General features: G+C 71.7%; 13 protein-coding genes. 6 read left to right on the top strand and 7 right to left on the bottom strand.

Annotated elements, in window-relative coordinates; genetic code table 11:
• Position 1 precedes the first annotated feature (1 nt).
• Positions 2–730, bottom strand: coding sequence for a MerR family transcriptional regulator (locus AB0B90_RS28310; protein WP_362925708.1), 729 nt, complete (start codon positions 728–730; stop codon positions 2–4).
• Between the two features lie 87 nt (positions 731–817).
• On the opposite strand from AB0B90_RS28310, the gene AB0B90_RS28315 reads away from it, so the two are divergent.
• On the top strand, positions 818–1,312 hold the full coding sequence (locus AB0B90_RS28315) for a DUF6194 family protein (protein ID WP_362925710.1): 495 nt from the start codon (positions 818–820) through the stop codon (positions 1,310–1,312).
• Positions 1,313–1,565: 253 nt separating this feature from the next.
• Here AB0B90_RS28315 and AB0B90_RS28320 read toward each other — a convergent pair whose 3' ends face one another.
• From AB0B90_RS28320 to AB0B90_RS28330, 3 genes are all read right to left on the bottom strand, one after another.
• A complete protein-coding gene (locus AB0B90_RS28320; protein ID WP_350947180.1) occupies positions 1,566–2,201 on the bottom strand; it encodes a DedA family protein in 636 nt (211 codons plus the stop codon).
• Between the two features lie 378 nt (positions 2,202–2,579).
• Entirely contained in the window at positions 2,580–3,209 is a 630-nt protein-coding gene (locus AB0B90_RS28325) for a YigZ family protein (RefSeq protein WP_362925712.1), read from the bottom strand.
• A gap of 43 nt (positions 3,210–3,252) precedes the next feature.
• The gene (locus tag AB0B90_RS28330) at positions 3,253–5,181 is read right to left on the bottom strand and encodes a sigma-70 family RNA polymerase sigma factor (protein WP_362925715.1); all 1,929 of its coding nucleotides are present in this window, start codon (positions 5,179–5,181) and stop codon (positions 3,253–3,255) included.
• A gap of 377 nt (positions 5,182–5,558) precedes the next feature.
• Here AB0B90_RS28330 and AB0B90_RS28335 point away from each other — a divergent pair, with 377 nt between their 5' ends.
• The 4 genes from AB0B90_RS28335 (at position 5,559) to AB0B90_RS28350 (ending at position 10,415) form a co-directional block, all read left to right on the top strand.
• Complete coding sequence (locus AB0B90_RS28335; RefSeq protein ID WP_362925717.1) at positions 5,559–6,971, top strand: DUF1996 domain-containing protein; 1,413 nt, start codon at positions 5,559–5,561, stop codon at positions 6,969–6,971.
• Between the two features lie 112 nt (positions 6,972–7,083).
• A complete protein-coding gene (locus tag AB0B90_RS28340; protein WP_350947176.1) occupies positions 7,084–7,683 on the top strand; it encodes a DUF305 domain-containing protein in 600 nt (199 codons plus the stop codon).
• A complete protein-coding gene (locus AB0B90_RS28345) occupies positions 7,680–9,056 on the top strand; it encodes a ferredoxin reductase family protein (protein WP_362925719.1) in 1,377 nt (458 codons plus the stop codon). The genes AB0B90_RS28340 and AB0B90_RS28345 overlap by 4 nt, the downstream gene beginning before the upstream one ends.
• Before the next feature lie 372 nt (positions 9,057–9,428).
• Complete coding sequence (locus tag AB0B90_RS28350) at positions 9,429–10,415, top strand: sulfotransferase (RefSeq protein ID WP_350947174.1); 987 nt, start codon at positions 9,429–9,431, stop codon at positions 10,413–10,415.
• Between the two features lie 81 nt (positions 10,416–10,496).
• On the opposite strand, the gene AB0B90_RS28355 is transcribed toward AB0B90_RS28350, so the two are convergent.
• The 3 genes from AB0B90_RS28355 to AB0B90_RS28365 all read right to left on the bottom strand — a co-directional run bounded on the left by AB0B90_RS28355 (position 10,497) and on the right by AB0B90_RS28365 (position 14,106).
• Positions 10,497–11,387: a hypothetical protein gene (locus AB0B90_RS28355; RefSeq protein WP_362925722.1), complete on the bottom strand. Its 891-nt coding sequence runs from the start codon at positions 11,385–11,387 to the stop codon at positions 10,497–10,499.
• 433 nt (positions 11,388–11,820) lie between these two features.
• On the bottom strand, positions 11,821–13,143 hold the full coding sequence (locus AB0B90_RS28360) for a lanthionine synthetase LanC family protein (protein ID WP_362901278.1): 1,323 nt from the start codon (positions 13,141–13,143) through the stop codon (positions 11,821–11,823).
• Between the two features lie 126 nt (positions 13,144–13,269).
• Positions 13,270–14,106 (bottom strand): inositol monophosphatase family protein, encoded by an 837-nt coding sequence (locus AB0B90_RS28365; RefSeq protein WP_350947171.1) that lies wholly within the window; start codon positions 14,104–14,106, stop codon positions 13,270–13,272.
• Positions 14,107–14,236: 130 nt separating this feature from the next.
• Here AB0B90_RS28365 and AB0B90_RS28370 point away from each other — a divergent pair, with 130 nt between their 5' ends.
• Positions 14,237–14,974 (top strand): GntR family transcriptional regulator, encoded by a 738-nt coding sequence (locus tag AB0B90_RS28370; protein WP_350947170.1) that lies wholly within the window; start codon positions 14,237–14,239, stop codon positions 14,972–14,974.
• Positions 14,975–14,996: the final 22 nt, after the last annotated feature.

The following is a 14,996-nucleotide window of genomic DNA, read 5'->3' on the forward strand; positions in this document are numbered from 1 at the left end:
CTCAACCCCGCGCGTCCACGCCGGTCTCCCGGGAGGCGCCCGCCGTCGGCGGGATCAGTGTGCCGAGCACGGCGGCGGCGTCGAGGAGGGCTCTGGAGCGGGCGTCGACGCTCGCGTCCCTGGCGGCCAGCGTGGTCGTCACCTCGTCCCAGCGGCGGGTGCGCCGCAGCTCCGGCATCAGGGCCCGGAGCGGGGCGACGCGGTGGCCGGCCAGGCGTAGCTGATGGACGATCCGCGCGTCCCGGACATCGTCCGGGAAGTATCGCCGCGGTCCTCCCGGGGAGGCCCGGCGGGGGACGACGAGGCCCTCCGCGTCCCAGTGCCGCAATGTCGAGGGGCGCACGCCGAGCGCGACGGCGAGTTCGGAGACGCTCATGACGTCCGAGGGGCGTACGTCGCCGATCGTCTCTCCGGAGATCGTCGCGGCGGCCTCCCTCGCCAGCCTGAGCTCCCGCCGTTCCGTGTCGAGCCTGGCGTGCGCCGCGTCGAGCAGGGCGAGCACCTCCGAGGCGGGGCGCGCGTGCGCCGCGCGCATGATCCTCCTGGCCTCGATGGGCCCCGTGGCCTCGGCGAGGGCCCGATAGGCGAGCGCGGAACGCAGATGGACCTCGCCGTAGATCCGGTATCCCGTGCCGGTGCGCGCCGCCGGGGGCAGGACGCCGTCGCGTTCGAGATTGCGCACCTGCTGGACGGAGCATCCGGCCTGTCGCGCGACATCAACCGTCCGCATATTTCCTGATTTGCGACTTTTCACCCCTCTACCTCGGGGTGTTCGGGGAAAAGTCTCCACAACCACATGAATGAAACGCTACAACGCATGAGTATCGACGAGATCATCGAGTTCCTCACCGGCCTCGACGGGGTTCTCATCCTCAGGCCCGCGCCCGGTGACGGTTCACCCGAGATCAGCTGGGGTGACGCGTTCTTCTACTACGCGCCCGACGGCGAGGTCCCGAAGGCGACCCAGCCCTTCGCTACCATCGTGACGAAGGACTATCCGGACGACGAACTGTCGCGTCTGAACCGTCCCGGCGTCTTCCGCCTGAACCTCTTCGCGGGAAAGGACGCCTTCGTCGGCCGGACGGGCCGCCGGCCGCGTGACACGGCCACGGACGAAGCAGAGTCCGAGGCCGAGGCCGACCCCAGCGTGATCGACTCGGTGATGGCACACCCCGTCTACGGCCCGCTGGGCTGGCTGGCCGTGGTGAATCCGGGGCCGCGGACCGAGGCGGCGGTCCTGGAGTTGCTGCGCACGGCCCACGGCCTGGCCCGCTCGCGCCACCGGCGGCGCGCCGGATCGGCATCGCCCTGATCACTGATCTCCGCCACGCCGATCACTGATCTCCGCCACGCCGTTTTCCGGCCCCTCGACGGCCCCTCCCTCGCCGGCGCCCCAGACCCGCCGTTCCCCTGTCCTCCGAAACGCATGGGAACCTCCGGAACGCGTGGAGAAAGAGTGCCGCGAACGGGAAAGGACCCGCCGGGAGAGGCGGGGAGCGCCCGGGGTGACAGACCCCGGGCGCTCCCCGCCCGCGCCGGGCGGGCCCTGATCGGAGTGGTCGCGGCTAAGCGTGGTGCCTGCCCTTGCGCCTGTCGGACAGCTTGACCACGATGAAGACGATCATGGCGAGGATCACGATGCCCAGCACCGACTTCGACACCACCCCCATGTACTCCTCGACCAGCTCCCACTGCTCACCGAGCAGGAACCCCGCCATCACGAAGGCCGTGTTCCAGATGAGGCTGCCCAGGGTGGTGAGGAGCGTGAAGATCATGATCGGCATGCGCTCGATCCCCGCGGGGATCGAGATCAGGCTGCGGAAGATGGGAATCATCCGTCCGAAGAAGACGGTCTTCCTGCCGTGCCTGGCGAACCACGCCTCGGTCTTCTCGATGTCGGAGACACTGACCAGCGGCAGCTTGGAGGCGATGAACACCACGCGCTCCCTGCCCAGCAGGGCTCCGACCCCGTACAGCGCGAGCGCGCCGACCACCGATCCCAGGGTCGTCCAGAGCACGGCGTCGAACAGCCCCATGTTCCCCTTGCTCGCGGTGAATCCCGCCAACGGCAGGATCACCTCGCTGGGCAGAGGCGGGAACAGGTTCTCAAGTGCGATCGCCAGCCCCGCCCCGGGCGCACCCAGGGTTTCCATAAGGTTGATCGCCCATCCGGCGACTCCGTCGAGATTCGGTGAACTCATAGGGACAAGGCTACGGAGAGCTGCGTACGGTCTGGATGAGGAACGCCGCCTTCCTCACCTGGCGTGCGCCGCGGAGCTCGGCTGTGGAAAACCGCAGCCGAGCTCCGCGCGGGCGTGACGACCGGATGTCGTTCGCGGTTTTCCCACGTCAGAGGGGAATCGGACGGTCAGGGCGGGGGCGACGGTGGCCCGGAAGGATCCCGTACCGCCTCCGAGGACGGGCGGTCATGGCCGTCGGCCGGCACCGTCACCCCGTCCGAGTGTGATCCATCCCACATTTATTGCCGACGGGAACGGCGCGTGCCGAGGGCTTTCCCGGGGAAGGGGCGCCGCCTTTCAGCCGGGTCCGGCCTGCGACAGGCACAGGACGGGCGCGGGTCAGGCGTCCCTGAGGTGGACCGCCTCGCCCGGCTCGATCCCGGCGCGCCCCGCGGTCAGCGTCGCGACCCAGCCGGGAAAGGCGGGCAGATCCCGCTCGCGCACCGCGACGCGGAAGCCGACGTCCGCGCCGTAGTGGACCTCTCTCACCTCGTACGGCGAGGCGTGCAGGTCGTTCTCCAGCCGCCCGGCCCTGACGTGGTCCACGGTCACGGTCATGACCCTGGCGGGCACCATGCCGACCAGCGGCGTGAGGTCCAGCGTCTTGCCGACCGAAGAGCCGTACGCGCGGACCAGCCCTCCGGCGCCGAGTTTCACCCCGCCGAAGTATCGGGTGACCACCGCCACCACGTCGGCGACGCCCCGGCGCAGCAGGGTCTCCAGCATCGGGGTCCCCGCGGTGCCGCCGGGCTCGCCGTCGTCGTCGGCCCGCTGGACCCGGCGGTCGCCGCCGATCACGTACGCCGAGCAGTTGTGCGTGGCGTCGCCGTGCAGCCGCCTGCGGGCGGCGACGAACTCCCTCGCCGCCTCCTCGGAGGAGACCGGGCCGACCGCGCACAGGAACCGGGAGCGCTTGATCTCGATCTCGTGTTCCACGGTCTCCCGCGGAGTCAGGTACGGGTCGGGCACCCGGCAAGGCTATCCGTCCGAGTGCCGCCCAGGGACACGACGCTCAGCGTGCCGCCTGGAAGGCGCGGCCGGCGCGGGTGGCGGTCCCGTCGCCGCGGAACAACCCGCTGCCCGGCTCGGTCTCCGAGGAGGGCAGGCCGAACCAGGCGTAACGTCGCACGTACGGCAGGGAGGCCAGCATCCTGGTGGAGGCCGTGACGAACGCGGCCTGCTGGGCGTCACTGGCGTAGCGGGTGCCGTTCGAGAAGTCGATCAGGGCGTACTCGGTGAGCCAGATCGGCTTGCGGTAGCGCTGGTACACGGCCTGGATGTACGACTTGAGCTGGTTCACCGCGGGCTGGGGACGGAAGTCCGCCCCGTACCAGTGCAGCGCGATGAAGTCGACGCGGTAGTCCCGCTCCTTGGCTCCGGACATGAAGCGGTCCAGCCAGCCGCCCGGGGTGTCGGCGCCGAACGCGACGGAGGGGCTGCCGAGCACGCGGCCCGCGGACATGAGGTCCGGCCAGAGCGACAACGCCTCCTCCACGGTCATGTTGGCCTGCTCGGGCAGGTCGGGCTCGTTGAAGGCGAGCAGGTAGGGCCCGGCGCGCCTCGCCTGGGCGAGGTTCTCCGGCGTGACGCTGCCCGACCCCCAGATCATCGGGACGAACCCGTCCGCCCTGGGACCGGTGACGCCCTCGCGGCGCGTGGACCAGGTGTAGTACCAGCTCGCGCCGGACTTCGCGAGGGCCGAGCTGAGGCCGGGCATCTTCCACACGCCCACCCCCTTCCTGGGGGAGGTCACGACCGCGGGCGGCGGGGTCGGCGTGGGAGTGGGCGTGCGGGAGGCTCGCCTGCGGCCGGGCGCGGGGGACGGGGAGGCTTCGGGGGTGGCGCGCGCCGACGGCGTCCGCGCCGGGGGCGGCGACGGCGAGACCGTCGGCGCGGGTACGGCGAGCGAAGGAGCGGGCTCGGGGGCGGGAGCCGTGAACTGCCCGAACACCAGGACGCCCGCGACGACGACGGCCACCGCGCCGCCGATCGCGGCAGGGGCGGAGGGCAGGGAGGCCGACAGGCCCGTCCGCGCCGTCTCGGTCGCCTTGAGGGCGTGCGCGCCGTGGGAGGCGGCGTGCGCCACCGCCTCGACGGCGGGGGGAGCGGCCTGGAGATGGTGCAGGGCGAAGCCGACGGGGACGGGCAGCAGCGGCAGCCCACTGAGCAGCCGGTCGATGGGCAGCAGGCCCGCGGTGTGCCCCTGGCAGACGGCGCAGTCACGGATGTGCCGGGCGAAGCGCTTGCGCCACAGCGGGCTGGGGAGGCCGTCCCAGTTCGCGGTGAGGGCGCCGAGCCCGGGGCATCCCGAGCCGGCGCGCAGCGCCCGCACGATGGTGCGCGCCGTCTGGACCTGTTCCTTCATCCGCTGGACGCGTACGGCGGTGTGGCGCCCCGACAGGCCGAGGGCTCCGGCGAGATCGGCGCGGTCGAGCTCGCCGGTCTCCTCGAGCCACCACAGGGCGAGGAGCGCCTGGTCGTCGCCGTCCAGCCAGCGGGTGGCCTCGGCGACCTCGCGGCGCTGGTCGGTGAGCCCGAGCCTCAGGATGGTCACGGCGGCGAAGTCCGAGGCGGGGTCGGGCACCTCCTCCGCGGTGTCGAGGTCCGCCCTGCGGTGCTGGGTGGTCCTGCGATCCTGCTCGTGGTCGCGCACCTGACGGACGGTGATGGCCACCAGCCAGGACCGGTATGCCTGCGGGTCGCGCAGGTCGGGCAGCGCGCGGACGACCCGCAGGAACGTCTCCTGGACCACGTCGTCGACGTCGGTGTGGCCGTTCAGCGCTCGCCCGACGATGTTGTAGACGAGCGGGAGGGAGTCGGCCACCAGCGCGTCCAACGCCTGCTGGTCCCCGTCGCGTGCGGCGGCCACCATCGCCGTGTCGGGTCCGCCCCTGCCGGTTCCGCGCATCGCACTCCGCTTCCTGTCGCCGTCCACGGTCATCGCCCCCGAGCCGCTCCGGGCGGCGCGCAGGGACGATTCTCTCCATAACCCCTCATAGCGGAAGACCAACGAGCCCCCTCTACGGAGACCGGCAGCAGGTCAGGGAGACAACAAAAATCTTCTCCGTCCTTTTTCTGAGATTTTCTGAGATTTCCTTGGGTTTTTTGTTGTCGCACGTCCCCCCGCCGGTCTCCAGTCCAGGAACAGAACACGCCCGGCGCCGGGCGTGACGGCGAAGGAGGCTCGTGACGGTGACACCGCGAAGGCGCACGGTGACACCGCTGTCCGCCGACACACCGGGCCACGAGCCGGTCCGTCCGAGACGCCGTCGAGCATCACGTCCACCACAACTCGATCCCCCTAAGGACCTCATCCACATGAGTGAGACCGTTCCGAACACCACGGCCCCCGGCCGCAGATCGGGCGGGCGAGTCCATCGCCTCGCGCTCGCCGGCACCCTCGCGACCGTCCTGGGCGTCTCCCTGGTGAACGGCGTCACCCCGGCCGGCGCGGCCGAGGCCCCGCTGTCGCAGAGCGGCAGGGCCACCGCCTCCTCGTCCGAGAGGGGCGATCTGTCGGCCGCGGCCGCGATCGACGGCAAGGAGAACACTCGCTGGTCGAGCGCCTTCAGTGACCCCCAGTGGCTCCAGGTCGACCTGGGCGCGTCCAAGGCGATCAAGAAGATCGTGCTGAAGTGGGAGAACGCCTACGCCACGGCCTTCACGATCCAGACCTCCTCCGGTGGAGGCCAGTGGAGGACGATCCACACCACGACCGCGGGCAAGGGCGGCGTGCAGACCCTGAACGTCTCGGCCACCGGCCGCTACGTCCGGCTCAACACCACCAGGCGCTCCTCCCAGTACGGGGTCTCGCTGTGGGAGTTCGAGGTCTACGGCACCGGCTCGGGCACCGCCACCCCCAGGCCGAGTGCCACCCCGACCACTACCGCGACCAGGCCGGCCCCCACCACCACCGCGACCCCGCCGGCTTCCGGCACCAACCTGCCCAAGGGCCCGGTCCCGCCCGGCGCGGTGCGGGTGGCGGAGTTCCTCGCCGAGTGCCCCTACACCCACCGGCTGCCCGACGACCCGATCGTGATGCCGGGCCTCGCCGGCGGGTCGCACATGCACAGCTTCTTCGGCAACACCTCCACGAACGCCGACTCCGACATCAAGAGCCTGCTGAAGGGTGGCACCACCTGCAGCCCCAAGGCCGACCTGTCCTCGTACTGGGTGCCGACCCTCTACAGCGACGACAAGCCCGTCGAGCCGACCGGCACCACGTTCTACTACCTGGGTGAGGGCGTCAAGGACGAGCTGATGGCCCAGACCCGGCCGCTCCCGCTGGGCCTGCGCATCGTGGCCGGCAACGCCAAGGCGACCGGTGTCAACGACCCCACGAGCAGCTCGCGCTGGTCGTGCCTGCACGCCGGCGAGGTGGGCTCCGCCAAGAACTTCGTCAACTGCCCGGCAGGCAAGATGCTGGAGTCCTACCTGGACTTCCCGCACTGCTGGAACGGCAAGGACCTGGACTCGCCCGACCACAAGAGCCACATGTCCTATCCGGTGAACGGCGCCTGCCCGGCCTCGCACCCGGTGATCGTGCCCAAGCTGCGCCAGGTGCTGCGCTACCCGGTCAGCGGCGACCCGGCCAAGTTCCGGCTCTCCTCGGGCCCCGGTTACACCATGCACGCCGACTTCTTCAACGCCTGGCCCGAGGCCGAGATGGAGCGCCGCGTGCGTGACTGCATCCGCCCGATCGTCAAGTGCGGCGCCGACGGCACCCCCTGAGACGACAGGTGATCGCTTTCAGGCGTGAGACACACCGTCCGGCCTGAACAGGGCGAGGCCCCACACACCGGGCCTCGCCTCACCACGGGATCGGCGTGAGCGAAGGAGCGACATGAAGGCGTCCACGATCGGCGCGACGGTACTCGCCGTGCTCACCGTGCTGCTGGTATCACGATGTGTCGCCGCCGAGCCGCCGACCCATTCGGCCGCGAATCACCCGTCGTCACGAAGCGGACCCGACGCGCCTCCCACACCGACCGGAAGCGCGTCGGGCTCCTTCAACGGCACCGACATCGCGTGGTTGCAGTTGATGATCCCGATGACCGAGCAGGCGGTACGCCTGCTGGAGCTGGCCCCCGGCAAGACCTCGAATTCGAAGATCACCCGATTCGCCGAGGAGAACGTCGCCGATCACCGTACGACGCTCGGAAGGTTGCGCGACCTGCTACGGAGGTCCGGGGTGCCGGAGAGCGACGAGCACGAGGGGCACGACATCCCGGGCATGGTGATCCCCGACGACTTCGCGGCCCTGAGACGGGCCGACGGCGCCGCGTTCGACCGGCTCTTCACCAGGGACGCGCGCGAATATCTCACGCAGTCGGTCCTGGTCGCGAAGGGCGAGCAGAAGTCGGGCTCCGACCCGGAGACCAGGGCGTTCGCCGCCACCCTGGAGAAGGACCACGGCGACCGGCTCACCCGGCTGAAGCCGTGAAAGGCCCCGCCCCCGCCCCCGGCACGCGCGCACGGCGACGCGCCGCCGTCCGGCCGCCCGCGCGCCGGGCGCGGCCCTTTCCGGTCCTCGCCCTCGTCTGCGCCGGAGCCGTCGCGGCGACCGCGACGTGCTGGTCGGACCTGACCTCGGTCTCCGGGGTCGCCGGGGCACTGGCCTGGGCGGGCAGGCTCACCGGCATGCTCGCGGGCTACGCCTGCGCCGTCCTGCTGGGGCTGATGGCCCGCGTTCCCGCGCTGGATCGCGGGGTCGGGACCGACCGGCTGGCCCGCTGGCACGCGACGGGCGGCCGCCACACCATCGCCCTGTCGGCGGCCCACATGCTGTTCGCCGTCGCGGCCCATGTGGCACGGTCCGGCACGGGCGTGTTCGAGGGGACCGCGGGGCTGATCCTGGACGGCCCGGCCATGCTGGAGGCGACGGTCGCCCTCCTGCTGCTGACCGGCGTCGCGGTCGTCTCGGTGCGCGAGGTGCGACGCAGGATGCGGTACGAGATCTGGCACTACCTGCATTTCATCACCTACGGGGCCGTCTTCCTCGGGTTCGGCCACCAGCTCACCGGGCCGGACCTCGCCGGCGGCGTCGTCATGAGGGTGTTCTGGTACGCGCTGTACGCCTCCGTCGTCGCCCTGCTGGTCTGGTACCGCTTCCTCACCCCCGTCCACCGTGCCCTGCGCCACCGGCTGCGGGTCGCCGGAGTCCGCAGGGAGTCGTCCACCGTGGTGTCGGTCTACCTGACCGGGGAGCACCTGGACGAGCTGGGCGCCGAACCCGGCCAGTTCTTCCGCTGGCGGTTCCTCGCCCCTGGCATGTGGTGGACGGCCAACCCCTACTCGCTGTCGGCACCCGCCAACTCCCGCTTCCTGCGGATCACCGTCAAGGGTGTCGGCGACCACAGCGGCGCGCTGGCCGGGTTGCGGCCCGGTACCCGCGTGTGGGCCGAGGGCCCCTACGGGGCCCTCACCGCCGCGCGGCGCCGCAGGCCGCAGGTTCTGCTGGTCGGCGGCGGCGTGGGGATCAGCCCGCTGCGCGCGCTCTTCGAGACGCTGCCCGGCGAGGTGACCCTCGTCTACATGGCGCGCCGCGACGAGGAGCTGATCCTCCGCGACGAGCTGGACGCCATCGCCGCCGTGCGCGGCGCGACGATCCACTACACCGTGGACGAGCTCACCGGATCGTCGGGCGGGCGGAGCGTGCCGCTGACCGGGCGCGCCCTGCGGGCTCTGATACCCGGTCTGGCCGTCCACGACGTCTATCTGTGCGGCCCCTCCGGCATGACGGTCGCGGCGCGCCACGCCCTGCGCCGCGCGGGCGTGCCCGGCCGGCGCATCCATGTGGAGTCGTTCGACTTCTGAGGGGCGAGCCGGGGCGCGGCGACGGCCCTGTCCGGCTCCGGCTCGGCTTTTTGACCGCGGTGTTCGCGCCGCCGGCTTACGCCGATCACCACCGTGACGTGACGGCACCGTCCGGCGACGCACCCGCGCCGGTCACCCCGGCGCAGCGCGGCAAAACTCCTTCACAGTGGCGAAATAGCGGAAAAGAACTCGGCGTTCATCGGACGGGACAGACCTCTTCACATCCATGACCTGGAGATAGATGCGATGACTGAAATCTCCGCCATCGGGAACTCCCCCTGGGGCAGGGCGATCGCACGAGCGGGTGCTTGCCTTCGCCCGAGAAAGGGCTATATTTACCAATAATCATAGTAGGGATTAAGGGTAATAACGATGCCCCTGCCGAATTTCCTCACGATCGGTGCCCCGAAAGCCGGGACCACCGCCCTGCACGCCGCACTGGCCCGGCACCCGGGACTGTTCATGTCCCCGGTGAAGGAACCGAAGTTCTTCCTCAGCGACGGCCCGCCGCCGACCAGGGGGGGACCTGGCGACGCCCAGACCTACCGCGAGCACGTCTGGCGGCGCGAGGAGTACGAGGCCCTGTTCACGGCGGCACCGCCGGGCACGCTCACCGGCGAGTCGACCCCGTTCTATCTCTACGACCTGGCGGCGCAGCGGCGCATCAGGGAGACCATCCCCGGCGCCAGGCTCATCGTGGTGCTGCGCGACCCGGTGGAGCGCGCCCACTCCAACTGGACCCACCTGTGGTCGGCCGGGCTGGAGCCGATCGGCGACGTGGTCCTCGCCTGCGCCGAGGAGGAGCGGCGGGTCAGGGCCGGCTGGGCGCCGTTCTGGCACTATCGCGGGCTCGGCAAGTACGGGGAGCAGCTCGAGCACCTGTTCACCCTGTTCCCGCGCGAGCAGGTGCTCGTCTACCGCTACCGCGACCTGGTCGACCGCCCCGCCGAGACCCTCGACCGGATCTTCCGCTTTCTCGGGGTGGAGACCGGCCTGATCACCGAGGTCCCCAGGGAGAACGTGACCGCCCACCCGGAGCCGACCCGCGGGCACCGGATGCTGTCGCGGGCGCTGCGGGTGGGATCGTCCGTGGGACGTTTCCTGCCGTCGCGGGTGAGCGTGGCGCTGACCGACCCGCTGGAGCGCAGGCTGCAGGAGCGGGCCCGCTCCCGCCAGCCGCTCACCTGGGACCAGCGGGAGAAGCTGATCTCCTATTTCACCGAGGACGTGGCGCTGCTGCAGACGGTGACCGGCGAGGACTTCAGCGACTGGCTCCGTCCCCGCGAGCGCTCGGGCGGCCTGGTGGGCACCCGCCCCAACGGCCAGCGCCAGGCGCGCAACGGCCGCCCCCAGGCGTAGCGAGACGCTCCGGGACGCGGCTCGACGATCTCCGCCGGACGGTCCCGGGCACCGTGGCACGCCCGGGACCCCGTGCCGTGATCAGCGCAGTTCGGTGCGGAGCTCGTGCGCCCCGTCCGCACGGGTGTACTCGTAGTAGAGCCGCCGCCCGCCGCCCGGCAGATCCACGATGTCCAGGTAGCGAAGGCCACCGCCCGCGTACGGCGAGACCCCGACGGGCTCGGTGCCGAGAGGGGTCAGCTCCGCCGGATCCGTGCCGACCGCGACACCGGTCTTCTCCTCGTAGTTCTCCGCCGCGGTGGCCCTGCCGTCGTAGAAGGCAACCACCCTGTCGCCGAGGAAGCGGACCGCGGCCACCCGCGCACCCCTGGCGTCCCAGGTGCCGGGACGGCCGCTGAGCGCGGTGCCCTGCCAGGTCCACTCGATGCCGTCGGCACTGGTGGCGTAGTCGGTCACCATCTGGTCGGCCTCGTGGTCCTCCTCCAGCGGGTGACAGGAGGCCCACAGGTGCCAGAGGCCGTCCCGCAGCACGATCACCGGGTCCTTGACGCCGGTCTTCGGGTCGCCCGGCAGCACGACCTGCCGCTGCGAGGCCCGGAAGCCGGACGGGTCGTCGGCCTCCAGCACCTCGACCCGCCAGTGCTTGGTGTCGTAGGTGGCGCAGCTGAGGTAGAGCCTCCAGCGTCCCTCCGGCGTGCGTACCAGGGTGGGCCGCTCCAGCGACTCCGTGTCCATCTCCTCCCTGCCGATCGTGAGCAGGGTCTCGAACCGCTCACCGTCGACGGAACGGGCGACGGCGACGGCGTAACCACGGCCCTCGCCGACAGGGCGGCGCAGCCGGTAGGCGAGGTAGATGAGCCCGTCGCTCGCCACGGCGCTCGGCGCGCCGGCCCAGTGGCCGGCACCCGGCTGTGCCGGTTCGATCGCGACGACGGAACGGTCGGGGTCGGGAAGGAAGTCCTCGATTGTCACGACACCGAGATTAGGCATGCCTTGCGCAACACTCACGGAGAATCACCAATCATCATCACGAGCTTTGTCACCCCTTGACGCCCAAAGGGCAGATCATCCTTGGTTTCTCCGGCGCGAGGGGCGCCGGTGGCCGCCACCTTCCGCGACCGGGTCGGCACGATCGGGCGTACCGGGGGTGACCCGGTCCGGGGTGCCGGGACGGTGCCGGAGGGGTGTTCGCGACGCCGGGCCCGGTGAAGGCCTCGATGCCCGACCGTACATGGTCCGGAGAGCTGCTCGGACGCGGCGGGCCGAGGACGCGTCCCCCTCGCCACCAGGTCGCGGATCCGCGCCGCGCCCTCCGCGCCATCTCGCCGCGGCGCCCCCTCGTCACGCTCGTCCCCGAGAGCGGCCGGCCCGCCGGCGACACGCCTTCCACGATCGTCCGGAGCCGTCAGGAGCGTCGGAGCGTCGCGCTCGGCAACGGGATCGCGGGGAACGGATTGTCCGGCGGCAGGATGAGCCGCCTCGCCTCCTGCGGGCGGGCGGTGGCCTCCAGGTGCAGGAGTGCGGCCCCGACCCCCGCTGCCCCGACCATGTAGCCGGTGTCGGCGGTCACCTCCCAGGGGCGCAACCGCCGGTAGGCCTGGTACCAGCGGGTGCCCCTGCCGTCGTGGCCGGTGGCCCGGCCGACCAGGTTCTCCCCCAGCGTGCGGGCGAACTCCAGATGCCGGCTGTGGCCGGTCGCCGCCCAGAGTCCCACGAACAGCTCCACCAGACCGGCGGTGCCGCAGCACTGGCAGGCCGAGTTCCAGGAGCCGCCGCTCTGGTTGGCGGGGGCGCCGCTGCGGACGATCCCCCGCGCCAGCCGCTCGGCCCAGTCGAGATCCCCGGCGTCGCCCGACACCCGGTGCAGCTCGTAGAACATCCGGGCGACCCCGGCCGAGCCGGAGCAGAAGCCCAGGTAGTGCAGGTCGCGGCCCTGCGGGATGTGGTGCGGCACCAGCGCGCATCGCTCGTTCACGGCGCTGACCGCGCGGACGAAGTCGGCCCCCCTGCGGGAGGCGCCCAGGAAGGCGCTCTCGCCGGTCACGCCGTACAGGCGGGCGAGCAGGAAGGCGGTGCCCGCGGTGCCGGACAGGAAGCCGGGGGTGACCGCGTCCAGGGGCAGGTCGGCGCAGGCGCCCTCGCCGAAGCGGTGGCCGGGGACGACGAGCGTGGCGATGCGGGCGCCGGCCTCGACCGCGACCTCCTGGTAGGCGGGCACTCCCAGGATGCCCGCGGCGTGCAGCAGGCCGAGGATGATCCCGCCGTCGCCTCGCTGCGCGGGGTCGCCGGTCCAGCCCAGGCCGCCGTCGACGGGGCGGGCGCTGCGCACGATGCGGTCGGCGACGGCACCGGCCTCGACCTCGAAGCCACCCTCGCCGGTGGCCCAGCCGGTCTCGGCCAGGGCGAACATCACTCCGGCCAGGCCGTGATGGAGGGAGAGGTCGGCCTGCTCCCGCCAGGTGGCGGCGAGGTATCGGGCTCCGGCCGTGGCGTCGTCGAGGTAGCCGTCGTCTCCGGTGGCGGCGGCGAGTTCCAGGAAGAACAGGATGATCCCGGCCGCCCCCGAGTACAGCGAGAGGGGGTGGTCGGGCATGGCGGCCCGGCCTCGGGGGTCGGGATTGGCCAGCCAGTGCCGTCCGCGTTCGTCGTCCACGGCCGCGGAACGAATCCAGCGCGCGGCGCCTACCGCGGCGGCCAGCGGGCTCTCGGCCTCCGGCTCCAGGCTCATGGCGGCTCCTTCGTACGGCGAGACAATCATTTTACCTGTATTTCCTACAGGATCAATAGGTAATCCGATCGCCGACACGCGGAACCTGCCCCGCGCGAGGGTCGACCACGCGGGCCCTTCGCCGGCTCACCCCGGCCCGCCGACGTCTCGGACCTGGCGGTCGTGAAGGAGCAGCTCGCTCATGACCGATCCCGCCAGGTCGAAGCCTCCGACGTGGGCGAGGTAGCCGCCGGCCTCGAAGACCGACCCGTCCAACGGGATGAAGACGCCTCCGGCCCGCCGGACGAGCAGCGACCCCGCCGCCATGTCCCACGGACTGACCCTACTGCCGTAGGCGACGTCCGCCCACCCGCCCGCGACGTACGCCAGCTTGAGCGCGGTGCTGCCCGGGCGGCGCGTGGAGGCGAACGCCTCCAGCATCCTGCCGAACCGGCGCAGCGTCTCCTCCCCGCCCTCGGTCACCTCGCGGGGAGTGGGATAGCCGGTCAGCAGAACCCCCTCCCGGTCACGCGTCGCGCCGGCGCTGCGCAGCCGCGTGCCGTTGCACCAGGCACCGCCAGGATCGGCTCGGAACTCCTCGTCTCGCACCGGGTCGTACACCACCCCGGCGACCACCTCGTCCCCGACTGCCGCGGCGATCGACACGCAGAAGAACGGCAGCCCCGCGGCGAAGTTCGCGGTCCCGTCGATCGGGTCGACGTACCAGCGGATCTCACCCGAACCCGTGCTGCCGCCCTCCTCGCCGATGACCGTGCTCCCCGGGACACGCCTGTCGATGACCTCTCGGATGATCTCCTCGGCGGCACGGTCGTGCTCGGTCACCGGATCGTGGAAGTCGCTCTTGGTCTCGATCGCGGGACGCGACCTGAACGCCCCGCGGAGCCGGTCGCCCACCGCGCGGGCGGCCTCGGCCGCGACGGCGGACAGCTCCGTCGCGGTGCTCTGATCCCTGCGCTGATCCATGCTTCCTCCAGTGGCGCGAACGGCGGCGCGGACAATGGTCCCTGTCCCGGTGGCCGGGACCGGACGGTTTTTGTCAAGACATTCTGATGTCCGCTAGCCTGACGGCGCGGCGTGTCAACGGGGAGGGCGAATGACGCAGCTCGCCATCGATCTCGACCGGTCCAGCCCGGTCCCGCTCTACTTCCAGGTGGCCGAGCAGATCTCCGAGGCCATCCGCCGCGGCGATCTGCCCCCGGGGGCGCGTCTCGACAACGAGATCCTGCTCGCCGGTCGGCTGGGCCTGTCGCGGCCGACCATCCGCCAGGCGATCCAGTATCTGGTCGACAAGGGCCTGCTGGTGCGCAAGCGAGGTGTCGGCACCCAGGTGGTGCACGGCCAGATCAGGCGTTCCATCGAGCTGACCGGCCTCTACGACGACCTTCGCAGGGCCGGTCAGGAGCCGGCCACCAGGGTGCTGCTCCTGGGCCCGGCTCCGGTGGGCGAGGACGTCGCCGCGACCCTCGGCGTCGCGCCCGGCACCGAGATGCTCCGCCTGGAGCGGATCCGCTACGCCACGGGGGAACCACTCGCCCTGTTGCACAACTGGCTGCCCTGCGGGCTCGCCCCGCTGACCGCCGAGGGCCTTCGGGAGCACGGGCTGTACGAGACGCTCCGCGCCTCCGGGGTGCGGATGCGCGTGGCGAACCAGCGCATGGGGGCGCGGGCGGCCACGGCGGCCGAGGCGAGGCTGCTCGGCGAGCGGCGCGGGGCGCCGCTGCTCACGCTGATCCGCACCACCTACGACGACCAGGGCAGGGCCGTCGAGCACGGCTCCCACCTCTATCGGGCCTCGCACTACTCCCTGGAGGTCACGCTCATCGAGCGCTGACCGGGCGGCGGGCTCCCCAAGG

The organism is Streptosporangium sp. NPDC049078 (genome assembly GCF_040648855.1).
Lineage (GTDB): Bacteria > Actinomycetota > Actinomycetes > Streptosporangiales > Streptosporangiaceae > Streptosporangium.